The 21686-nt window shown below is 67.7% G+C and carries 16 protein-coding genes; 6 read left to right on the top strand and 10 right to left on the bottom strand.

Annotated elements, in window-relative coordinates; all coding sequences use genetic code 11:
• Window positions 1–4: 4 nt before the first annotated feature.
• From cobD to cobU, 3 genes are read right to left on the bottom strand one after another with little or no spacing between them, the layout of a single operon-like run.
• A complete protein-coding gene (gene cobD, locus F7R26_RS16095) occupies window positions 5–1057 on the bottom strand; it encodes a threonine-phosphate decarboxylase CobD (protein WP_150984006.1) in 1053 nt (350 codons plus the stop codon).
• Entirely contained in the window at window positions 1054–2064 is a 1011-nt protein-coding gene (cbiB, locus tag F7R26_RS16090) for an adenosylcobinamide-phosphate synthase CbiB (RefSeq protein ID WP_150984212.1), read from the bottom strand. The genes cobD and cbiB overlap by 4 nt, the downstream gene beginning before the upstream one ends.
• Window positions 2064–2774, bottom strand: a complete 711-nt coding sequence (gene cobU, locus F7R26_RS16085; protein ID WP_150984007.1) for a bifunctional adenosylcobinamide kinase/adenosylcobinamide-phosphate guanylyltransferase — start codon at window positions 2772–2774, stop codon at window positions 2064–2066. The genes cbiB and cobU overlap by 1 nt, the downstream gene beginning before the upstream one ends.
• Window positions 2775–2867: 93 nt before the next feature.
• On the opposite strand from cobU, the gene F7R26_RS16080 reads away from it, so the two are divergent.
• On the top strand, window positions 2868–4391 hold the full coding sequence (locus F7R26_RS16080; protein WP_241754343.1) for a cobyric acid synthase: 1524 nt from the start codon (window positions 2868–2870) through the stop codon (window positions 4389–4391).
• A gap of 174 nt (window positions 4392–4565) precedes the next feature.
• Window positions 4566–5216: a ParA family protein gene (locus F7R26_RS16075; RefSeq protein ID WP_150984008.1), complete on the top strand. Its 651-nt coding sequence runs from the start codon at window positions 4566–4568 to the stop codon at window positions 5214–5216.
• On the opposite strand, the gene F7R26_RS16070 is transcribed toward F7R26_RS16075, so the two are convergent.
• Window positions 5167–5748 (bottom strand): GNAT family N-acetyltransferase, encoded by a 582-nt coding sequence (locus F7R26_RS16070; protein WP_150984214.1) that lies wholly within the window; start codon window positions 5746–5748, stop codon window positions 5167–5169. The two genes, F7R26_RS16075 and F7R26_RS16070, sit on opposite strands and share 50 nt — an antisense overlap.
• Before the next feature lie 225 nt (window positions 5749–5973).
• On the opposite strand from F7R26_RS16070, the gene F7R26_RS16065 reads away from it, so the two are divergent.
• Window positions 5974–7197: a PepSY-associated TM helix domain-containing protein gene (locus tag F7R26_RS16065; RefSeq protein WP_150984009.1), complete on the top strand. Its 1224-nt coding sequence runs from the start codon at window positions 5974–5976 to the stop codon at window positions 7195–7197.
• A gap of 381 nt (window positions 7198–7578) precedes the next feature.
• Here F7R26_RS16065 and panC read toward each other — a convergent pair whose 3' ends face one another.
• From panC to F7R26_RS16050, 3 genes are all read right to left on the bottom strand, one after another.
• Window positions 7579–8427 (bottom strand): pantoate--beta-alanine ligase, encoded by an 849-nt coding sequence (panC, locus tag F7R26_RS16060; RefSeq protein ID WP_150984010.1) that lies wholly within the window; start codon window positions 8425–8427, stop codon window positions 7579–7581.
• Between the two features lie 138 nt (window positions 8428–8565).
• Window positions 8566–9447, bottom strand: a complete 882-nt coding sequence (locus F7R26_RS16055; protein WP_150984011.1) for a segregation and condensation protein A — start codon at window positions 9445–9447, stop codon at window positions 8566–8568.
• A gap of 47 nt (window positions 9448–9494) precedes the next feature.
• Complete coding sequence (locus tag F7R26_RS16050; RefSeq protein WP_006160566.1) at window positions 9495–9683, bottom strand: DUF3460 family protein; 189 nt, start codon at window positions 9681–9683, stop codon at window positions 9495–9497.
• Window positions 9684–9938: 255 nt separating this feature from the next.
• Between F7R26_RS16050 and F7R26_RS16045 the strand changes: the two genes are divergently transcribed.
• The 3 genes from F7R26_RS16045 to bamE all read left to right on the top strand — a co-directional run bounded on the left by F7R26_RS16045 (window position 9939) and on the right by bamE (window position 16639).
• Window positions 9939–11795 (top strand): autotransporter assembly complex protein TamA, encoded by a 1857-nt coding sequence (locus F7R26_RS16045; RefSeq protein ID WP_150984215.1) that lies wholly within the window; start codon window positions 9939–9941, stop codon window positions 11793–11795.
• A gap of 79 nt (window positions 11796–11874) precedes the next feature.
• Window positions 11875–16020, top strand: coding sequence for a translocation/assembly module TamB domain-containing protein (locus F7R26_RS16040; RefSeq protein ID WP_150984012.1), 4146 nt, complete (start codon window positions 11875–11877; stop codon window positions 16018–16020).
• A 76-nt stretch (window positions 16021–16096) separates the two neighbouring features.
• Window positions 16097–16639 carry an outer membrane protein assembly factor BamE domain-containing protein gene (bamE, locus tag F7R26_RS16035; protein WP_043352217.1) on the top strand — a complete coding sequence of 181 codons (543 nt, stop codon included), beginning with the start codon at window positions 16097–16099 and terminating at the stop codon, window positions 16637–16639.
• Here the strand turns inward: bamE and F7R26_RS16030 are convergent.
• The 3 genes from F7R26_RS16030 to F7R26_RS16020 form a co-directional block, all read right to left on the bottom strand.
• Window positions 16636–18501, bottom strand: coding sequence for a SulP family inorganic anion transporter (locus F7R26_RS16030; protein ID WP_150984013.1), 1866 nt, complete (start codon window positions 18499–18501; stop codon window positions 16636–16638). The genes bamE and F7R26_RS16030 overlap by 4 nt on opposite strands.
• 131 nt (window positions 18502–18632) lie before the next feature.
• On the bottom strand, window positions 18633–20702 hold the full coding sequence (gene metG, locus F7R26_RS16025) for a methionine--tRNA ligase (protein ID WP_150984014.1): 2070 nt from the start codon (window positions 20700–20702) through the stop codon (window positions 18633–18635).
• 324 nt (window positions 20703–21026) lie between these two features.
• On the bottom strand, window positions 21027–21659 hold the full coding sequence (locus tag F7R26_RS16020; protein ID WP_150984015.1) for a YiaD family glycine zipper/OmpA-like lipoprotein: 633 nt from the start codon (window positions 21657–21659) through the stop codon (window positions 21027–21029).
• Window positions 21660–21686: the final 27 nt, after the last annotated feature.

Genomic DNA, 21686 nt, shown 5'->3' with positions numbered 1-21686 from the left:
GGCGTTAGCTGGATAGGGTGCTGGTGTCGGAGCGCGTTGTTGCAAGGGCTTGGGCCAGTGCTGCATCGAGCCGTTGCCACGCGGGCTCCTGCGCGGGTGGCAAACCCAGGCGCAGGCTTGGCAACGCGCCAGGGATGCCCGGTGGTGCATCGAACAGCCGCGCCCACACGCCTTGCCGCGCGAGCGCTTCGTGCAGGCGCGGGGCATCGGCATGCGGCACCCAGTTGAACAAGGGGCGGCCCACGGGGGTCAGGCCGTGCTTGCGCAACAGCGTCGCGAGCCGGATGCCGGCTTGTTGCAAACGGTCGCGCGTGGCCGCCTGCCAGGCGCGATCGGCCAGCGCCAGGCGTGCCACTGCGCGTGCGGGGCCGGCCACGGTCCAGTGGCCGAGCTGCTCGGCCAGCGCTGCCAGCAATGCGGGCTCGGCCAGCACAAAGCCGCAGCGCACGCCGGCCAGGCCGTAGAACTTGCCCAGCGAGCGCAGCACCACCATGCCGGGGCGATCCGCCAGCGCGGCCAGCGAGCGCTCAGGCGTGCAATCCATGAAGGCTTCGTCGAGCAGCAGCGTGCCGCCACGTGCGGCGAGATCCGCGTGCCATGCCCGCAGCGTGGCTTGCGCGAGCGTGCGCCCGGTTGGGTTGTTCGGGTTCACCACCACGAGGTGATCGAGCTGCGCGGCCAGGTCCGCACGGGCGAAATCCGTCTCCGCGAGCGGCACAACCTCATGCCCCGCGCGTGCGAAGGCGGGTGCGTATTCGCTGTATCCCTGCACCGCCACGCCGACGCGCCCGGGCCGGAGCAGTTGCGGCAGCGTGCGGATGGCGGCCTGCGAGCCGGCCACCGGCAGCGCGCGCGGCGCGCCGTAGGCTTGCGCGGCCAGTTCGGCCAGGCCATCGTCATCTTGCGGCAGCCGCAGCCACGCGTCGGCGGGCAGGGGTGGCACGGGATAGCCGTCCGGGTTGATGCCGGTGGAAAGATCGAGCCAGTCTTCGACCGGACGGCCATGGCGGCGCGCGGCGGCGAGCAGGTCGCCGCCGTGGCGGATCGGAGTACTCATGCTAAGCCGTAGTGGAGGAGGGCGGCGCTGGCGCCGGAAGCGGCCAGCCAGAGCCACAGTGTGCGTTGAACAAGGCGCAGGCAGGCATGCACATCGGCCGCGCCGGGCGCGTGGCCCATGCCCAGCGGCGGGCGCTCTTCCCATTCGCCGTGATAGCGGGCGGGGCCGCCAAGCGCCACGCCGACGGCGCCGGCGCCGGCCGCCATGACCGGGCCCGCATTGGGGCTGGACCATGCCGGTGCCTGCGCGCGCCAGCAGCGCAGCGCCTGGGCCGTGCGCCCGAGCAGCGCGTACGAGAGCGCGGTCAGGCGGGCGGGCGCCAGGTTGAGCGCATCGTCAAGCCGCGCGGCCGCCCAGCCGAAATACAGCAGGCGCGGCGTGCGGTAGCCCCACATCGCATCGAGCGTGTTGGCCAGGCGATAGGCGACCACGGCGGGCGCGCCGCCAACCAGGAACCAGAACAGGGCGCCGAAGATGGCGTCGTTGCCATTCTCCAGCGCCGATTCGCAGGCGGCGCGGGCCAGCGCTTCGGTATCCGCGTCGGTGGTGTCGCGCGAGACGATGCGTGCCGTGAGCTGGCGCGCATCGGCGAGATTGCCCTGCGAGAGCGCCGTGGCGATCGGCGCGATATGCTGGGCCAGGCTGCGCGCGCCCAGTGCCGCGTAGAGTGCCAGCGCTTGCAGCAGCCACGCCAGCGCCGCGCTGAACTGCGCGGCGACATGCACCAGCAGGGCGGCCAGCGCGGCCGGCACCAGCACCATCAGCGCCCAGGCGGCCAGGCCGGTGAGCCGCTGGCGCAGCGGCGTGCCGGCCTGGCTGCGGTTCAGGCGGCGCTCAAGCGCTGCCGCCAGGCGGCCGAAGCCGACCAGCGGATGCCAGCGGCGGGGCTCGCCCAGCCATTGGTCCAGCAAGACGCCGGCTACGGCCGCAGCCACGCAGGCTTGCCAGCTGAAGAGGGGAAACGGCCACCACGAAGACAGCGACGGCAGTGACGACAGCGAGGGCATCACGCCGGGTCGGCGCCTTTCACGCTGACAGGGATGCCGGCCACCAGCAGGCGCACGCGGTCCGCGGCGGCGGCCAGCTTCTGGTTCAGCCGGCCCAGCTCGTCGACATAGAAGCGGGTGATGGCGCCCATCGGCACCACGCCGAAGCCGATCTCGTTGGAGACCAGGATCACGTGCCCGGGCAGGGTGGGCAGCGCGGTCAGCAGCGCGTCGATTTCCTCGGTGAAGGCAGCCGGTGGCGTTACCAGGCCATGCTCGGGATAACTGCGCGCATCGAGGAACAGCAGGTTGTTGAGCCACAGCGTGACGCAGTCGACCAGGATGCAGCCATCGTGGGTGGCATGGGCATATAGCGCATCCGCCAGATGCAGCGGCGCTTCGACCAGGCCCCACTCGGCCGGGCGCCGCGCGCGGTGCAGCGCGATGCGCACCTCCATTTCTTCGTCGGTGCTGTCCTGGCCGTGGCGTGCGGTAGCGATATAGGTAACGGGGCCGCCGGTGGCAGCGGCATGGTCGGTGGCCATCTGCTCGGCAAAGTGGCTCTTGCCGGAGCGCGCGCCGCCCAGCACCAGCGTGAGCTGGCGCGCGCGGCCCGGGACGGCAGCGGCGTGCGGCGCGGCTGCAGCCTGGGGCGCGCGTTCGCTGGCCGGCGCATGGGTGGTTGCGCGCACGGGCTCGGTGGCGGTGGCGGAAGCGTTGGCCGGGGTCATCCGCGTATTGTAGCGGGCGCATCCATGGATCGCACGCCCGCAGTGGCTCGCGCGCCGGGCCGCGCCGCGGGCCGCCGATGCGATAATCCCACGATGCAAAAAAATTCCTCCGAAGCCGCTCGCGCGGCAGTGCCGGGTGGCTTGCGCGGTACCTTGATGGTGCAGGGCACTACCTCCGACGCGGGCAAGAGCACGCTGGTGGCGGGCCTGTGCCGGGTGCTGGCGCGCGCCGGCGTGCGCGTGGTCCCGTTCAAGCCGCAGAACATGGCGCTCAACAGCGCGGTCACCGCGGACGGTGGCGAGATCGGGCGCGCCCAGGCCTTGCAGGCCGCCGCCGCCGGGCTGGCGCCGCACACCGATATGAACCCGGTGCTGCTCAAGCCGAGCAGCGATACTGGCGCCCAGATCATCATTCACGGCCAGGCGCGGATGGATCTGGACGCGCGGGCCTATCACGCCTACAAGCCGGTGGCGATGCAGGCGGTGCTGGCGTCGCACCAGCGCCTGTCCGGCGCCTACGAGGTGGTCATGGTGGAAGGCGCCGGCAGCCCGGCGGAGATCAACCTGCGTGAGCGCGACATCGCCAATATGGGTTTTGCCGAAGCGGTGGATTGCCCGGTGGTGCTGGTGGCCGATATCGACCGCGGCGGTGTGTTCGCCCATCTGGTGGGCACGCTGGACTGCTTGTCGGCGTCGGAGCGCGCGCGCATCAAGGGTTTCATCATCAACCGTTTCCGCGGCGATATCGCGCTGCTGCAGCCCGGGCTGGACTGGCTGGAGGCGCGCACCGGCAAGCCCGTGCTGGGCGTGCTGCCCTACCTGCACGGCTTGCACCTGGATGCCGAGGACGCCATCATCGGCGCGCAGGCGGCCAAGCGGGGCGAACTGCTGCGCGTGATTGTGCCGGTGCTGCCGCGCATTTCCAATCACACGGATTTCGATGCGCTGCGCGCGCATCCGCAGGTGGACCTGCGCTTTATCGGCCCCGGCATGCCGATCCCGCCGGCGGACCTGATCGTGCTGCCGGGCAGCAAGAGCGTACGCGCCGACCTGGCATTCCTGCGTGGCAATGGCTGGGAGCCAGCCTTGCTGCGGCACCTGCGCTATGGCGGCAAGGTCATCGGTATTTGCGGCGGCATGCAGATGCTGGGCCGGCGCGTGGATGACCCGGCGGGCAACGAGGGCAAGGCCGGCAGCAGCGAAGGTTTTGGCCTGCTCGACTACGACACCGTGCTGGCGCCGCACAAGCAGCTGCGCGTGGTGAGCGGCCGGCTGGCGCTGGATGGCGCCACCGAGGCCACCGAGGCCGCCGTGCAAGGCTACGAGATCCATATGGGCGTGACCACCGGCCCCGCGCTGGCGCGCCCGGCGCTATGGCTGGAAGGCGAGCGCCCGGACGGCGCGCAATCGGAGGACGGGCAGGTGCTGGCTTCCTACGTGCACGGGCTGTTCGACCAGCCGCAGGCTTGCGGCGCGCTGCTGCGCTGGGCCGGGCTGGCGCGGGCGGAGGGGGTGGACCTGGCCGCGCTGCGCGAGGCCTCGCTGGAGCGCCTGGCGGACACGCTCGTCGCGCACCTTGACATGGATGCCTTGCTGGCGCCGCTGCGGGCGTCATAGCGGCTGTCATAGCGGGTGTCAAAGCAGGCTCGGCCGCCCGCCGCGGCAACTGCTAAACTCGCAGGCGGGCTCGCTCCGCCAGGGCCCGGCAGCGACCATGGCAGGGCCATGGCGGAACCCGGAGCGGCGCGCCCGCCGGCGGCGCTGCCATGGAAAGCCATTGCGGAGACAACCATGCCCGTAGTCGTGATCGCCAATCCCAAAGGCGGCGTAGGCAAGACCACGCTGGCCACCAACCTGGCGGGCTACTTCGCCAGCGCCGGCCACGCCGTGATGCTGGGTGACACGGACCGGCAGCAATCCTCGCGCGCCTGGCTGGGCTTGCGCCCGGCCTCGGCACCGGCCATCCGCACCTGGGACATCAGTGCTGACCAGATCGCGCGCCCGCCCAAAGGCACTACCCATGTGGTGCTGGATACCCCGGCCGGCCTGCATGGCTGGCGCTTCAACGATGTGATGAAACTGGCGCACCGCGTGGTGGTGCCGCTGCAACCTTCGCTGTTCGATATCCTCGCCACCCAGGATTTCCTCACCCGGCTCGCCAACGACAAGCGCGTGCGCCACGGCGAGGTGGAGGTGGGCGTGATTGGCATGCGGGTCGACCTGCGCACCCGCGCGGCCGAGCAGCTGCAGCGCTTTGTCGCGGGTCTGGGGCTGCCAGTGCTGGGTTTTCTGCGCGATACCCAGAACTACGTCCAGCTTGCCGCGCACGGCCTGACGCTGTGGGATGTGGCGCCGTCACGTGTGGCGCGGGACTGGGAGCAGTGGCAGCCGATCATCGGCTGGCTGGAGCAGCCGGCGCTGGCCAGGCGCCCAGCCGCCTGAGCAGGGCATCCACGGACGGCCAGCTCACCCGGCGCACGGCCACGATCAGATCGGCGCCGGGAAACTGGTCGGTGAACGCCTCGCTCTCCACGCCGTCAAGGCGCCGGTAGAACTCGCGCGCCTGGGTGTTGCCGTCCAGCACATAGAGAAAAAGGGGTTGCCCGTGCCAGCCGACGGCGGCACGCTGCGCGCAATGCGCGAACAGGCGCTTGCCAAGCCCTAGCCCGTGCCATCCCGGCATCACATGCAAATTGTCCAGATACACGCCATATTGCGGCTCGGCCTCGGGTTGCAGGCAGGCAAAGCCGGCGGGCGTGCCGTCCACGCGCACGAGCGTGACCTCCACCGGGCCATCGGCGCCATCCACCAGGCGCGCTTGCCAGGCCTGCGCGCGCTGGGCCGGTGCTTCGCGCTCCAGGTAGTCCGCCGGCAACAGGCCTTGGTAGGCATGGCGCCAGCTCTGCGTGTGCAGGTCGGCAATCAGCGCGGCGTCATGCGGGCCGGCAGGTAGCAATTCGATGGAATGGGTCATCTTCAAGGGAGAAATCCAGGGCCTGCAATGGACGCGATCCACATTCTGCCGCAATCCGGGCGAGCCTCGCCACGGTCTTGCGCCTGTCAGGCACTGGCAGGCCCTGCCTGCTAGAATCGCGAATCTTTCGCATTCTCATTATGGCGGCGTGATGCGTTCGTCTCACGCCTGCATGGGGTCCGAAAACGCAATCCCCACAACCTCCCAATCTGCTCCCCGCCTCCCATGGTCACCGGCCGCCTGCGCGTTGTTTTCGTCAAGATTCACCTGTATCTCGGCTTGTGGCTGGGCCTGCTCTTTGTCATGCTGGGCCTGACCGGCACCGTCATCGCCTGGCGCGATGAGCTGGATGCCCTGCTGAACCCGGCGTTGCTGACGGCATCGGCCGAAGTACCCATGCCGGTAGCGCCGGCCACGGTGCAAGCGGTCGCCGAGCGGCTACAGGCCGACCCGCACTATGGCCGCCCCACCTTGCTGATGCTGCCATCCGCGCCGCATGAGGTGTTTATCGCCTGGTACCCGCTCAAGGGCACGCCCAACGCCGGGCGCTCGCGCCAGGTGATGGTCGATCCCGTTACCTTGGCGGTGAAGGGCGAGCGGGTCTGGGGCGAGCCCGGCCTGTCGCGCCCGTTGCTGCTGCCCACCTTGTTCCAGTTGCACCACTACCTGCTCTCTGGCGAAACGGGCCGGACGATCCTGGGCATCACCGGGATGCTGTTGCTGATTCTGGTGATTGGCGGGGTTGTGCTGTGGTGGCCCAAGCTCAAGCCGCGCGCGGTGCTCAATGCGTTTCGCATCAGCCATGGCGGCTCGTGGTCGCGTTTTAATTACTCGCTGCATCGTACGGCTGGCATTTTTGCGGCGCCGGTGCTGGCGACCATGGCGTTTTCCGGCTGGTACCTGGATTTGCCCAAGTGGGTGACGCCGATCGTGGCTAGCGTGATGACGGTGTCGCCGCCCGGCAAGCCGGCATCGGCGGCAGCGCCCGCGGGCACGCCGCTGCTAGGCCTGGCGCAGGCCGTGAGCACGGCTCAGGCGCTTTATCCTGCGGCGTTGGTGACGCGGGTCAGCTTTCCGCGCAAGGCGGGGGATCCGTTTGAGGTGCGGCTGCGGCAGCCGGGCGAAGTCCGCCAGGGCAGCGGGGCTACGCGGCTCTGGCTGGATGCCCATACGGGCAAGCGGCTCGGGGTTCGCGATCCGATGGAAGCGCCGGCTGGGGATACTTTTCTTAACTGGATGTATCCGCTGCATACCGGGGAGGCGTTCGGATTAGTGGGGCGGGCGTTTATTTCGGTGTTCGGGGTGGTGCCGCTGATGTTTGCTGTTACCGGGGTGCTGATCTGGTGGAAGCGTAGGCGGGGGCATCGGCGGCATGTGGTGCGGGCGATGGAGAGGGCTAGCGGCGCTAAGGGCGTTAAGGTGGTGCGGGAGGAGGCGGTGGAGGTTTGATTGCCGGTTGTCTTTTTCTGCGGAATTAGCTTTAAATTCAACGGCTTAACTGAAAATTCAACTGCAGTTTCACCGCCCCTGCGGGGCGGCGACCTACTTTCTTGTCTTGCCAAGAAAGTAGGCAAAGAAGGCGCGCCGGATGGGGCGACTACCTCCTCGGGCTTCGGCGAAAAGAGCGGCCGGGACCCAAACTCGCATCGCCTTAAGGCGATGCTCAGACATGGGTCCCTCTTTTCCGCTCTTTTCGCCGAATCCCGAGGCGCCCCATACGGCCTTGGCACACCTACACGGCTCGCTTCGCATCGCGCTGGGGTGTTCCCCGCCTTGGCGGCGGGTCACACGGCTAAGACGTATGGGTGGGAGGCTTCATTGCCTGGCTGGTCAGATTTCCAGGTTGTCGATCAACCGGGTCGCGCCTAGCTTGGCTGCGGTCAGGATGACCAGCGGTTCGCCGGCTACATATTCTTCGCGGGTGGGGGCTTGCAGGTCCACGCGCTTGCGGATGGCGACGTAGTCGGGTTGCCAGCCGCGGGCTTGCAGGGCGGCCTTGGCGCTGGCTTCGATGGCGGCGAGGTCCGCGCTGGCGCTGTTGGCGGCCAGGACGGTGTCGCGCACTTCGTGCAGTGTCTTGTAGAGGACCGGGGCTTCGGTGCGCTCGTCGGGCGTCAGGTAGCGGTTGCGCGAGGACAGGGCCAGGCCGTCTTCGGCGCGCACGGTTTCGGCGGGGACGATGTCGATCGGCAGCGCGAACTGATGGACCATGCGGCGCACGATCATCAGTTGCTGGTAGTCCTTCTTGCCGAACACGGCGACACGCGGCTGCGCGCAGGACAGCAGCTTCATCACTACGGTGCATACGCCTTTGAAGAAGCCGGGGCGGAACTCGCCTTCCAGGATGTCGCCCAGGTCGTGCGGCGGCTCCACGCGGTATTCCTGCGGCTCCGGGTACATGTCGCGCTCGGTGGGCGCAAACAGCACATAGACGCCTTCCTTTTGCAGCTTCTCGATGTCGTCCTGCAGCGTGCGCGGGTACTTGTCGAAATCCTCATTGGGGCCGAACTGCAGCCGGTTGACGAAGATCGACGCGACCACCGGGTCACCATGCTGGCGCGCCAGGCGCATCAGCGACAGGTGGCCTTCGTGCAGGTTGCCCATGGTCGGCACGAACGCCGCCCGGTTCTGCCCGCGCAACTGGTCCCGCAACTCGTGAATGGAGGAGATGACTTTCATGAAGTTGGTGTGCTGGTCGTGGTAGGAATGCCCTGGCGCGGATGTGCGCCGGGAGGCCGGTCCGGTGCTCTAGGTGGCGCCGATTGTCGGCGGATTGTAGAGCATGTGGCCCGAGGCGGGCGGCGCTATTGGTGCGGCTTAGCTGGGAATGTACGCCAATCGCACATAAATCGGTGCGAAGGGTTCGGCCTGGGTGATCTCGACCAGGGCTTCGCGCGATAGCTCGAGCATGGCGATGAAGTTGACCACCACCACCGGCACGCCCTTGCCGGAACGCACCGCGTCTTCGAAGAGCTCGCTGAATTCCATGAAGCGGGCATGCTGCAGGCGGCGCAGGATGTGGCTCATGTGCTCGCGAACGGACAATTCCTCGCGCGAGATCTTGTGGTGCTGGTTGAGCTTGGCGCGCTTGATCACGTCGGCCCAGGCGGCCTGCAGGTCCGCCACTTCCACATCGGGGAAGCGTGGCGCAATGCTCTGCTCGATGTAGACCTGCGAGTGCAGGAAATCGCGCCCGAGCTGCGGCACCTGGTCGATGCGCATGGCCGCCAGCTTCATCTGCTCGTACTCGAGCAGGCGGCGGACCAGTTCGGCGCGCGGATCCTCTTCTTCGTCGTCGCTGTCGGACTTTTTCACCGGCAGCAGCATCCGCGACTTGATCTCGATCAGCATGGCGGCCATCAGCAGGTACTCGGCGGCCAGCTCAAGATTGCTCTTGCGGATTTGCTCGATATACGTGAGGTACTGACGCGTCACTTGCGCCATCGGGATATCGAGGACGTTGAAGTTCTGCTTGCGGATCAGGTAAAGCAACAGATCCAGCGGCCCCTCGAACGCTTCCAGGAAGATTTCCAGCGCATCCGGCGGGATGTACAGGTCCTGCGGCAGCTTGAACAGGGGCTCGCCGTACAGGCGCGCGAACGCCATGCCGTCGACGGCGGCCGGCGTGGAATCCTGCTCGGGCGTCACGCTCGGCAGCTCGATCGCCGGCTTGCGCTTGTCCTGCTCGCTCTGGTTCATCTAGGGGCGCTCGCTCGGGGGTGGGGCGATGCGGCGGGTAAGGGCTTTCAGTCCAGCGAGTAGACGTACGGCTTTTGCGCCACGCGCGAGGCGTCGGCACGGGCACGTTCTTCGAGGTTGATCGGGCTCTTGTCCCACAGCAGGGCGCGGCCCTGGCGTTGTTCCGCTTCCAGGGAAGGGCGCTCGTCCTTGAGCGACTTCAGGAACTGGGTGATATCCGATTCGTAGGCAGCCATGGCGGGAAACAGGGTGAAATTAACAAACAGCGGAGATTTTACCGTATCGGCGGGCCTGGCAACGGGATTGCGCGCGAATCTGCCGTTTTCATCCCGTGCCCTCGCTGTCGGCGATGGTTGTGGTGACCGCAGTTGTGACAGTCGCGGTGGTCTTTTTGGCGGCGCCGGACAGGCCGGCCGCGCGGGTGTGGTCAAATATCGACTTTGCGTGACGTGCATCGATCGATGAGGATGGACCCAGGGAACCCGCGCACCATGCCCGCCGGCCTTGCCGCCCATGCCGGCGGACTGCCGGTGGCGCCGGCCGTGCTGCGCCGCCTGATGCCCCCGCTGCTGGCGGCCCTGATGCTAGCCGCGGGGCCCGCCGCTGCCGCCTATCAAGTCGAGTTGGACGCGCCCAAGCCGATCAAGGAAATCCTGCAGGACCACCTGGATCTGTCGCGCTACCGCACCCGCGACGACATCTCGCCCGACCAGTTCAACTATATGGTCGAGACCGTGGGCGAGCAGGTCCGCCAGTTCACTTCCACCGAAGGCTATTTCGATCCGCAGACCACCACCAAGGTGGACGGCAGCGGCGACGAGCGCACCGTGCACATCACGGTGGAGCTGGGCGCGCGCACGGTGATCCGCGCCGTCGACGTGAGCGTGACCGGCCCGGCCGCCAGCCAGTCGCCGGAGCGGATTGCCGAAGTCAGGGCCAAGTGGGGCCTGCCGGCAGCCGCGCCGTTTCGCCAGGCGGACTGGGACAAGGCCAAGGAAGATGCGCTGGTGGCGCTGCAGAGCAACACCTACTATGGCGCCCGCCTGACCGGCTCGCAAGCCCGCATCGAGCCGGATGAGCACGCGGCGGACCTGAGCGCGCGCTTTGCCAGCGGCCCGGCCTACAGCATGGGGCCGCTGAAGATCAGTGGGCTGCGGCGCTATCCCGAGCAGATCATCCGCAACGTCAATCCGCTGTATGAGGGCGAGCCGTACCGCGTGGAGCGCTTGCTGGAATTCCAGCGCGCGATCCAGAACCAGCCGTATTTCTCCAATGTGCAGATCGACCTTGGCGAGCAGGAGACGACGGAGGACGGCACGGTTGTCGACACCAGTCCGGACCAGGCCGCCAAGCCCAAGGTCGACATGAGTGCCGACAAGGTCACCGTGCCGGTGTATGTCCGGGTGCGGGAGTATCCCGTCAATCGGCTGTCATCCGGCGTGGGCTACACCACCGATACCGGCGCCCAGGTCGAGGGCCGATATTCGTACTACAACCTGTTCAACCGCGCCTGGGTGTTCGATTCGCAAGCGCGCATCGAGCAAAAGCGCCAGTACGCATTCGGCGAGATCGCGATGCCACCGGACAGCAGGACGTACCGCAACAGTGCCTACGCCAGCTACGAACGCACCATCGACCTCGAAAGCACCGACCTGACCAGCCTGCGCACCGGCCTGAAACGGTCCCGCTCGCGCGAGAAGTACGACACCACCATTTCGCTCGACTACTACTACGACAACCTCCAGCCCTTCGGCGAGCCGGACCAGCTCAGCCGGGCGCTGGTGCCTGCCTTTGCCTGGACGCGGCGCGACGTGGACAACCCGGTGTTCCCGCGCCGCGGCAACGTGATCAGCACGCAGGTGGGCGTGGCCGCCAAGCACATGCTGAGCGACGAAACCTTTTTCCGCCTGTACGGGCGTATCCGCCAGTACGTGCCCGTGGGCAAGCGCGACCTGGTGGTGGCCAGGCTGGAGCTCGGGGCGGATATCACCAACGGCGATGTGACCAAGATCCCCGCCTCGCTGCGTTTCCGGGCGGGCGGCACGGATTCGATCCGGGGCTACGGCTACCAGTCGATCGGTACCCGCAACGGCGCCAGCGTGCTGCCGGCCAAGTACCTCGGCACGGCGAGCCTGGAGTACCAGTACTGGTTCCTGCATGACTGGGGCGCGGCGATCTTCTGGGACGTGGGCACCGCCACGGACAACCTGACGGGCGTCAAGCTTTACAACGGCGTGGGCATCGGCGCGCGCTGGCGCAGCCCGGTGGGGCCAGTGCAGCTCGACGTGGGCTACGGCATCCAGGAAAAGCAGTTCCGCCCGCATATCTCGCTGGGAGTCGCGTTCTGATGATGGATCTGACGATGACGATGCGGCCCGGCCGCCAGCACGGCGTTCTCCATGAACGCAGTTGCAGGGTATTTGCCACATGAGCATTCCCGACATGCCTCCCGTTCCCGCCGCCGGCGATGTTCCGCCCGGGCCGGCGCGGCCGCGGCGCACACGCCTCGGGCGCTGGCTGGCGTGGTGCGCCGTGGTGCTGCTGTTGCTGGTGCTGGCGGCGGTTGCGGCAGTGGTGCTGGCCCTGCGCACGGAGGCCGGCACGCGCCAGTTGTGGTCGCTGGCCACGCGCCTGTCCTCAGGCGCGTTGTCCGGCAAGCTCGAGGGCGGCACCGTGGCGCATGGCCTGCGGCTGCGCGATGTGGTGTTTGCCAGCGGCGAGACACGGGTGACGGTTGACCGTGTCGACGGCAGTTGGGCGCTTGGCTGGTCGCCGACCCGCTTGCATGTCAGCGCGCTGCGCGTGGGCGCCGTCACGCTGCGCTTGCCGCCGTCCCAGCCTGACAGCGCGCCCGCCTCCTTGCCCAAATCGCTCGACCTGCCATTGGCGGTGGATGTGGATACGCTCACGCTGGACCGCTTGACCATGCTGCAAGGTCCGCCGGCCACGCCCAGCGAGATGGTGTTCAGCGACCTGGTGGGTTCGCTGCATTCCGACGGGCAACGCCATCGCATCAGCGTGGAACGGCTGGTCACGCCATACGGCAAGCTGGCCGCCAACACGCAGATCGCAGGCCAGGCGCCGTTTGCGCTGAATGGCGCCGCGCTGCTGGAGGGCAGCTGGCAGAAGGAATCCTTTAGCATCAGCGCCAATGTGCGTGGCTCGCTTGCCATGCTGCATGCGCAAGCCGAGGCCAGCGGCGATCGCCTGCGCGGCCGTGCGGAGGCGGACCTGACACCGTTTGGCAAGGTGCCGTTCACCCATGTGCTGGTCAATGGCGAGCACATCAATCCGCGCTTGTTCAGCCCGTCGGCGCCGCAGGCCAATCTCTCCGTGCGGGCCGAGTTGCGCCCGGTGGATGGCACGGCCACGCCAGCGCCGGCCGCGGCGGCCAATGCCCCGGCGGCACCGCCGGCATCGGCCGTGACATCGGCAACTGCCGCCCCGGCCTCCGCTCCCGCCGCCAAGCCTGGCAGTGGCCATGACAGCGCACCCCTGCGCGTGGCGGGCGACGTGCGCATCGTCAACCACGAGGCCGGCAAGCTCGACGCCGAGCGCTTGCCGGTGGAATCGGTACAAGCGCATATCGAGGTCAGCGAGGCAGCGCAGATGGTGCGCGACCTGAACGTGGCGCTGGCCGGTGGCGGCGAGATCCACGGCGGCGGCGCGCTGCGCGATGGCCGCGGCGGCTTCGACCTCGACGTGCGCAACCTCGACCCGCAGGCCCTCTATGGCAGCCTGAAGCGCATGCGCCTGTCCGGCCCGGTGAGCTTGCGGATGGAACCCGGCCGCCAGAGCGTGGCGCTGGACCTGGCCGGCGGCGAGTACAAGCTGTTTGCCGATGCGCATCTGGATGGCGAGGCGGTCACGCTGACCTCGCTGCGCGCCGGCATCGGCGCGGGCACCCTCAACGCCGACGGCAAGCTGTCGCTGAAGGACGCACAGCCTTTCAGCTTCAAGGGCAAGCTGATCAATTTCGACCCGGCGCGCGTGGCCGAGGTGGCGCCCGGGCGCATCAATGCGGACTTCACCGCCAGCGGCACGCTGGCGCCGGAGCACCACGTGGCGCTGGACTTCGCGGTGCGCGACAGCGTCTATGCGGGGCTGCCGATGCGTGGCGAGGGCAAGCTGCGCCTGGCCGGCGAGCGCTTGCTGCCCAGCCAGGCCATATTGGAGATGGCAGGCAACCAGGCCCAGGTCAACGGCAGCTTTGGTGCGCGCGGTGATCGCCTGAGAGTGCATGTGGATGCGCCGCAGCTCGATCGGCTCAAGTTCGGCGTGGGCGGCGTGCTAAAGCTCGACGCTGACATCACCGGCACGCTGGCGCGGCCCGAGATCGTGGCTAGCTACGACGCGCAGTCGCTGGTGGTGGGGCCGCACCACGTGGCCAGCGCCAGCGGCAGCGCCGAGTTGCGCGGGGGGCTGAACGGCACGCTCGCGCTGAAACTGAACGCCCGCGACTATCGCGGCCCGGTCGCCACGCTGCGCACGCTTGATGCCTCGCTCAGCGGCACCCAGGCCAGCCATGCCTTCGACCTGAAGGTGGCCGGCGCGCTGCACGACAAGCCGATGCAACTCGCCTTGTCGGGGCAGGGCGCCTGGCAGGGGGCGGCCGGCTGGAAGGGCACCATCGGCACCCTGGAGGAGCGCGGCACCGTCAACGTGCGGCTGATCGCGCCGACGCAGTTGCAGGTGGCGGACCAGCGCGTGCATCTCGGCGCGGCCAGCCTGCAGTTCGAGCGCGCCCGCGTGACCGTGGACAGCTTCGATTTCGACCACGGCCGCATCCGCACCCAGGGCAACCTCGATGGCCTGCAGGTGGCCAACGTGCTGCGTCTGGCCGAGGCCTTGACGGGCGAAGCGCTGCCGGTGCGCTCGGACCTGGTGCTGGACGGCCGCTGGAACATCACGCTGGCCGAGTCTGCCTCCGGCTTTGCCGAGCTGCGCCGGCGCAGCGGTGACGTCTCGGTGAGCGCCGGGCGGGGCTACACCGCGCTGGGCCTGGGCGAAACCGCGCTGCGCGCCGAGTTTGCCGGCAGCCGCGTCAACCTGAGGGGCGGCATCGAGGCCGCACGGGTCGGCAAGGTGGTGGTAGACGCGTCCGCCGGGTTGATCCAGGAGCACGGCCTGATGACGGTGACGCCGGCTTCCACGCTGGCGGGCAAGGTCTCGCTGGATGTGCCGAAGATCAAGTCGCTGGAGGCGCTGAGCGGCCCGCAATACGCGTTCGATGGCAAGCTGGCGGCTGTGCTGCAACTGGCGGGCAGCGTCGGGCAGCCCCTCCTTACCGGCACGATCGACGGCACCGGCATCGCCATCACGCTCTACGACCTCGGTATCCAGCTGACCGATGGCATCGTGCACGTGGTGCTCGACCAGAACACCATCGAGCTAAAGCAGGTGGAGTTCCGTGGTGGCGACGGCAAGATCGTGGCCACCGGCAACGTGAAGCTGGGCGACACCGATCCCAACCTGACGGGCAAGATCGTGGCCGACAAGCTCCAGCTCTTTGCCAGCCCCGAGCGCACGCTGATCATTTCCGGCGATGCCAGCATCGCCAACGAGAACCGCCAGATCGTGATACGCGGCAAGTTCCGCGTGGATCGCGGCTTGTTCGACCTGCCCAAGGCCGGCGCCCCGGAGCTGGGTGAGGACGTAGTGGTGGTGCGCCGCCGCGACCAGCGCGAGATCAAGACCGCCGCCACGCCGTTGCCGGAGGCCAAGCCTGCCAGCCGCTTCAGCCCGCTGATCGACCTCACGCTCGACCTCGGCGACAATTTCCGTTTCCGCGGGGCCGGCGCGGACCTGCGCCTGGGCGGCCAGCTTGGCGTGCGCAGCGCTCCGCTGACGCCGTTGCGCGCCACCGGCACCATCCGCGTGACCGACGGCACCTATGAAGCGTTCGGGCGCAAGCTCAACATCGAGCGCGGCATCGTCAATTTCAACGGTCCGTTGGACAATCCCAACCTCAATATCCGCGCCATGCGCCGCAACCAGGAAGTGGAGGCAGGGGTGGAGGTGACCGGCACGGTACGGCTGCCGCGCGTCAAGCTGGTGTCCGAGCCGAATGTGCCTGAGGAGGATAAGCTGTCATGGCTGATGTTCGGCTACGGCGCGGAAAGCGCCGCGGCCGGACAGCAGCAGCAACTGAGTGCGGGGGCCCTGGGGGGTGCCGCGCTGGGCATGCTGGGCGGGCGTGCGGGCAAGGGGATCGTGCAGCATCTGGGCATCGACGAGTTTTCGATCGGGCCCAGCACGGCCGGCCTCAACGATCAGCAGGTGGTCAGCGTGGGCAAGGCCGTGACCGAGCAGATCTCGGTGGGCTATGAGCAGAGCCTGACCAGTGCCAGCAACGTGGTCAAGCTGACCTGGGCATTCTCGCGGCGCTGGTCGCTGATTGCCAAGGGCGGCTCGATCAACGGGCTCTCGGTGCTGTTTAACCGCCGCTTCGACAGTTGGGGCAATTTGTTCACAGGCGCGTCCAGCCGCGCCGGAACCGCGAGGAGCCAGTCCGATGCCAGCCAGGATGCCGATAGCAATGCGACGGGCGCGACCGCGCCCGCGCAGCCCTGAGACACGTGCCATGATCTGCGTGCCGCCCACCTCCGCCACCGCAGCCACTGCCGCGTCTTACCGACGCCTCGCCGCCATGGGACTGATTTCCTCCGTGCTCGCCCTGTTCGGGTGCGACCAGCAAAAAGTCGACGAAGCGATGAAGAAGGCGGGCGATACCGCGCACGCCACCTGGAACTCGGTCAAGCCCGACAGCCAGTTGTTCAAGGGCATCGTGGTGGGCGAATCCAGCGAGGACGACGTGCGCAAACAGGCCGGGCGCCCGGAGATCACCTGGGAAGAAGAGGATGGCGGCCGCCGGCTGGAATACCCGCGCGGCCCGGAAGGCGCCACCACCTGGATGGTGACGATCGGCGCCGATGGCAAGGTGCGCGCCATCGAGCAGGTGCTGACCGCGGAGAACTTCGCGCGCGTGCGCGCCGGCATGAGCCGCGACGATATCCGCCGCCTGGTCGGCAAGCCTACCAAGGTGGAAGCCTTCGCGCTCAAGAAGGAAGAGGTGTGGGGCTACCGCTGGTGGGAAAGCGCGCAGGAGAAGGCGTTCTTCAACGTGCATTTCAACGCCGATGGCAAGGTGACGCACACCTCGCGCAGCGACGAGAGGCTGCAGGGCGGTTAGCCTGCAGCGGGCCGCTCGGCCCGCTCTGCGAGCAAGACGCCGGCCCTGTCACAGGCTGCGGCCAGCGTGTCGCAATAGTTTGCCGTGCCCATCCGTTCCAGGAAGCCCGCGCGCCGCATCAGCGACATCACCTGTGCTGCCGCGGCGCAGATCACCAGCGTGCCGCCACGCCGCGCCAGTGTCTTGCGCAAGGCGTCCAGCGTGTCCAGGCCGGTAGTGTCCAGTGCCACCAGCTTGCCCACGTCGAGGATCAGCACCGCCGGTACCGGCTGCGTGCGGTCGCGCGGGTCGATTAGCGCTTCCACCTTGTTGACGGCGCCGAAGAAGAGCGCGCCGGTCATGTGATAGGCCGCGACCTCGCCGGCCGGCAGCGGCTTGCCGTTGGCCGCCGGGGGTAGTGCGGCTGGCGCGATCGCCTCGATCTGCGTGAGCGCGGCCATGCGGTAGATGAAGAACAGGCAGGCGAGCACCAGTCCCACCTGCACCGCCACGGTCAGGTCGAACACCACGGTCAGCACGAAGGTGCCGAGCAGGATGATGCGGTAGTTGTTGCTGTAGCGCTTCAGGTGCGTCAGCCCGAACATATGCCACTCGCCCATGTTCCACGCCACGTAGAGCAGGATGGCGGCCAGCGTGGCGAGCGGGATGGCGCTGGCCAGTGGCGCCGCCGCCAGCATGATTAGCATCAGCGTGGCGGCGTGGATCATGCCAGCCACCGGCGTGCGCCCACCGCTGCGCACGTTGGTGACGGTACGGGCGATGGTGCCCGTGGCCGGCAGGCCGCCGAAGAACGGCGTGACGATATTGGCGATGCCCTGCGCCATCAGTTCCTGGTTGGGATCGTGGCGGTCGTCGATCAGGCTGTCAGCCACGCGTGCGCAGAGCAGCGATTCGATGGCGCCGAGCAGGGCGATGGTCAGGGTGGGCGCCACCAACTGCTGGACCAGTTGCCAGCTCAGTTGCGGCAGCGCAAACGGCGGCAGGCCCTGCGGAATGCCGCCGAAGCGCGTGCCGATGGTTTCCACCGGCAAGTGCAGCAGGCCATTGGCCGCGGTGGCTAGCACCAGCGCTATCACCGTGCCGGGAACCATGGCCAGCGCGCGGCCAAGGCGGCCGTGGGCATCGGGCGGGCTTGCCGGGTTTGCCACAATCGTCGATACGGGGCGCCAGCGCTTGCCTGCCAGCAGGGCCAGGCGCGACCAGCCCGCCACCACCACCAGCGAGCTGACCGCCAGCGCTACCGTGGGCCAGGACACCGTGGGCAGGGCGCGTCCCAGCACACGCATCTGCGAAAGGAAGTTGCCGGGCAGCTTGCCGGTTTGCAGGCCAAGGAAATCGGCGATCTGCGAGACCATGATCAGCACCGCGATGCCGTTGGTGAAGCCGATCACGATGGCCACGGGGATAAAGCGGATCAGGGTGCCTAGCCGGAACAGCCCCATGGCGAACAGCAGGCCGCCCGCCAGGATGGTCGCGATCAGCAGGTTGGCCACGCCGTAGCGCGCCACGATGCCGTAGACGATGACGATGAAGGCGCCGGCGGGGCCGCCGATCTGCACCGGCGAGCCGCCCAGCGCGGCGATCAGGAAGCCCGCGATGATGGCGGTGAACAGGCCGGCTTGCGGTGGCATCCCGGAGGCGATGGCAAAGGCCATCGCCAGCGGCAGCGCCACCACGCCCACGGTGAGGCCGGCGGCGAGGTCCTTGAAGAAAAGGGCGCGGTTGTAGTCGCGCAGGCTGTCGAGCAGGCGCGGGTGGAAGGCGGCGAGGGGGAAGGGCTGGCGCAGGCGCGGCCTGCCGCCAGCGGGCGGCGCTGGCGTGCCGGAAGGAGCGGGGGCGTGGCCGGGAACGCTGTCGGGCATGCCAGGAAATCCCATCAACACCCTGTCGGGCATGGGTGCAGTATGGGCTTCCCGGCGGCGTGGCGTCAATCGGCGCCGGCGCCATGGCGCGTTGGCGGCTCGGCGCTGGCGCGCCTCACCGCCCCCGCGGGTCAGCCGATGCGCATGCCCGGCACAGCGCCTTCGTGCGGCTCCAGGATCCAGAGGCCCGGCGTGGCCTTCTCATCCGCTGCCGATGCGGCCAGCACCATGCCTTCGGACAGGCCGAACTTCATCTTGCGCGGAGCCAGGTTGGCCACCATCACGGTGAGCTTGCCCACCAGCTGCTCGGGCGTGTAGGCCGACTGGATGCCGGAGAAAACGTTGCGCGTCTTGCCTTCGCCCAGGTCCAGCGTGAGCTGCAGCAGCTTGCTCGATCCTTCCACCTTCTGGCAGTCCACGATCTTGGCCACGCGCAGGTCGATCTTGGCGAAGTCGTCGATCGTGATGGTGTCGGCGATAGGCTCGATCGACGCAGTGGCAGCATCCGCTTCACCGGCGGGCGCGCTGGCCTGCAGCGAGTCGCGGTTAGCGGCCAGCAGTGCATCGACCTGCTTGGCATCCACGCGCGTCATCAGGTGCGAGTACGGCTGCACCGGGCGCGAAGCCGACAGTTGCTTGTCGATGCCGCGCCAGTCCAGCGGCTCGATATTGAGGAAGCGCTCCACGCCCGCGGCCATCTGCGGCACCACCGGCTTGAGGTAGATGGTGAGCAGGCGGAAGGCTTCCAGCGAGACCGAGCAGGCAGCGTGCAGGGCCGCGCGCTTGCTTTCGTCGCGCGCCAGCTCCCATGGCTTTTCCGTGTCGACGAAGGCGTTCACCGAATCCGTGAGCTCCATCACCAGGCGCAGCGCCTTGCTGTACTCGCGGGCTTCATAGAACTGTGCCACTTGGGGCGCGGCTTCACGCAATTGCTTGAGCAGCGGGTGGGCCAGCGCGGCCTCGTCCACCACGCCCTCGAAGCGCTTGACCAGGAAGCCGGCGGCGCGGCTGGCAATGTTGACGTACTTGCCGATCAGGTCGCTGTTCACGCGCGCAATGAAGTCATCGAGGTTCAGGTCGAGGTCTTCCATGCTGGCGTTGAGCTTGGCGGCGAAGTAGTAGCGCAGCCATTCCGGGTTCATGCCGGTGTCGATATAGCTCTGCGCGGTGATGAAGGTGCCGCGCGACTTGCTCATCTTGGCGCCGTCCACCGTCAGGAAGCCGTGCGCGAACACGTTGGTGGGCGTGCGGTAGCCCGAGAAGCGCAGCATGGCCGGCCAGAACAGCGTATGGAAATACAGGATGTCCTTGCCGATGAAGTGGTATTGCTCGGCGGTGGAGTGCGGGCCTACCCAGGCGTCGAAATCGATGCCCTTCTTTTCGGCCAGGTTCTTGAAGCTGGCGTAGTAGCCGATCGGCGCATCCAGCCACACGTAGAAATACTTGCCGGGAGCGCCGGGAATCTCGAAGCCGAAGTAGGGCGCATCGCGCGAGATGTCCCAGTCCGACAGCGTGGAAGTCTCGCCTTCGGCGCCCAGCCATTCCTGCATCTTGTTGGCCGCTTCCGGCTGGGCCAGGTCAGCCACCCACTCGCGCAGGAAGGTTTCGCAGCGCGGGTCGGACAGCTTGAAGAAGTAATGCGCGGAGGACTTGCGCACCGGCGTGGCGCCCGATACCACCGAGTACGGGTTCTTCAGGTCGGTGGGCACGTAGGTGGTGCCGCAGACTTCGCACGAGTCGCCGTACTGGTCCTTGGCGCCGCACTTTGGGCACTCGCCCTTGATGAAGCGGTCCGGCAGGAACATGTTCTTGACCGGGTCGTAGAACTGCTCGACCTCGCGCTCGGCGATCAGGTCCTCCGCCTTCAGCGCCAGGTAGATCTTCTCGGAGAGCTGCTTGTTCTCATCCGAGTCGGTGCTGTAGTAGTTGTCGAACGACACCATGAAGCTGTCGAAGTCGCGCTTGTGCTCGGTCCACACGCGATCGATCAGCTGCTTGGGCGTGATGCCTTCTTTCTCGGCCCGCAGCATCACCGGGGTGCCGTGCGTGTCGTCCGCGCCGACGTAGTAGACCTCGTTCGCCATCATGCGCTGGAAGCGCACCCAGATGTCGGTCTGGATGTATTCCACCAGGTGGCCGATATGGATCTGGCCGTTGGCGTAGGGCAGGGCAGAAGTAACGAGGATGCGACGTGCGGTCATGGAAAAATTGCCGGTCAGGAGGGGGTTGGACGGAAAGGCGGGGGGCGTCGCCACCAAAGTCGGGCGGGCACCGTGAGAGGGCTATTCTAACAAGCGGGGCGGGCAGCGCGTGCACTGCGCAGGGGCGCGGCGGGAAGAGAGTGCTCCGGCTGGTCTTTAGTGACGCAAAAAGCACTCAATAAACTGAGGACAAAAAAAGCGCCGGTCAGAGCCGGCGCAGCTTTCCACAACGGAAAAGGAGGAGAAATCAGGTACCGCCCGGGAGGTCAGCCACCCATCGCGAGCCAGCAACGGTGACAAGCGGTACCTGTTTCTATGACCGCATCATCTCTGAATTGGTTTCAAATAAATTTCGACCCGGCGATTTTGTGCGCGTCCGGCCTCGGTGGCGTTGTCCGCGACCGGCTGGGTCTGGCCCCGTCCTTCGGCTGCCAGGCGGGTCCGGGCGACGCCTCGGTCACCCAGGTAGGTCGCGACGCTCTGGGCGCGGCGCTGCGACAGCTGCATGTTGTAGTTCGGGTTGCCGGTGCTGTCGGTATGGCCCACCACGGTGGCGGAGACGTCCTGTTGCTGGGCAAGGGTCTGCGAGACCTGGTCGAGCACCGAACGGAACGACGGCTTGATGGTGGCGCTGTCCGTATCGAAGGTCACCTGGCTGGGGATGTTCACCTTGAGCGAGCCGTCCGGCTGCTCGGTGATCTGCGTGCCCGTGCCCGCCGTGTCCTTGTTCAGCTTGCCGCGGATTGCGTTCCAGTTGTAGCCCGTGGCCCCGCCCAGGGCCCCGCCGACCGCCGCGCCGACGAGCGTGCCGGTGGTATTGCCGCCGATCAGGTTGCCCAGGCCGGCGCCGACCGCAGCGCCCACGCCGGTGCCGACCGCGGTCTGGGTGCCTTGTTCTGTGGCGCAGCCGGCGGCAAGGGTGGCGACAATGGCAAGGCTGACGAGCTTGAGTTTCATGCTTTCTCCTTCAGGACGAAGCTTTTT

The sequence above is a fragment of the Cupriavidus basilensis genome (assembly GCF_008801925.2).
GTDB lineage: Bacteria > Pseudomonadota > Gammaproteobacteria > Burkholderiales > Burkholderiaceae > Cupriavidus > Cupriavidus basilensis.
Note: the sequence above shows the minus strand (reverse complement) of the source record. Positions and strands in the feature narration are given on the sequence as shown.

Excerpts from the sequence above, each read along its gene's own strand:
- cobU (WP_150984007.1), bottom strand. The coding sequence starts at position 2,774 with ATGACCCCGGCCAACGCTTCCGCCACCGCCACCGAGCCCGTGCGCGCA.
- F7R26_RS16020 (WP_150984015.1), bottom strand. The coding sequence starts at position 21,659 with ATGAAACTCAAGCTCGTCAGCCTTGCCATTGTCGCCACCCTTGCCGCC.
- F7R26_RS16070 (WP_150984214.1), bottom strand. The coding sequence starts at position 5,748 with ATGACCCATTCCATCGAATTGCTACCTGCCGGCCCGCATGACGCCGCG.
- F7R26_RS16050 (WP_006160566.1), bottom strand. The coding sequence starts at position 9,683 with ATGGCTGCCTACGAATCGGATATCACCCAGTTCCTGAAGTCGCTCAAG.
- F7R26_RS16030 (WP_150984013.1), bottom strand. The coding sequence starts at position 18,501 with ATGCCCGACAGCGTTCCCGGCCACGCCCCCGCTCCTTCCGGCACGCCA.
- F7R26_RS16065 (WP_150984009.1), top strand. The coding sequence starts at position 5,974 with ATGGTCACCGGCCGCCTGCGCGTTGTTTTCGTCAAGATTCACCTGTAT.
- cobD (WP_150984006.1), bottom strand. The coding sequence starts at position 1,057 with ATGAGTACTCCGATCCGCCACGGCGGCGACCTGCTCGCCGCCGCGCGC.
- F7R26_RS16040 (WP_150984012.1), top strand. The coding sequence starts at position 11,875 with ATGAGCATTCCCGACATGCCTCCCGTTCCCGCCGCCGGCGATGTTCCG.
- F7R26_RS16055 (WP_150984011.1), bottom strand. The coding sequence starts at position 9,447 with ATGAACCAGAGCGAGCAGGACAAGCGCAAGCCGGCGATCGAGCTGCCG.
- cbiB (WP_150984212.1), bottom strand. The coding sequence starts at position 2,064 with ATGCCCTCGCTGTCGTCACTGCCGTCGCTGTCTTCGTGGTGGCCGTTT.
- panC (WP_150984010.1), bottom strand. The coding sequence starts at position 8,427 with ATGAAAGTCATCTCCTCCATTCACGAGTTGCGGGACCAGTTGCGCGGG.
- F7R26_RS16045 (WP_150984215.1), top strand. The coding sequence starts at position 9,939 with ATGCCCGCCGGCCTTGCCGCCCATGCCGGCGGACTGCCGGTGGCGCCG.
- F7R26_RS16075 (WP_150984008.1), top strand. The coding sequence starts at position 4,566 with ATGCCCGTAGTCGTGATCGCCAATCCCAAAGGCGGCGTAGGCAAGACC.
- metG (WP_150984014.1), bottom strand. The coding sequence starts at position 20,702 with ATGACCGCACGTCGCATCCTCGTTACTTCTGCCCTGCCCTACGCCAAC.
- bamE (WP_043352217.1), top strand. The coding sequence starts at position 16,097 with ATGGGACTGATTTCCTCCGTGCTCGCCCTGTTCGGGTGCGACCAGCAA.
- F7R26_RS16080 (WP_241754343.1), top strand. The coding sequence starts at position 2,868 with ATGCAAAAAAATTCCTCCGAAGCCGCTCGCGCGGCAGTGCCGGGTGGC.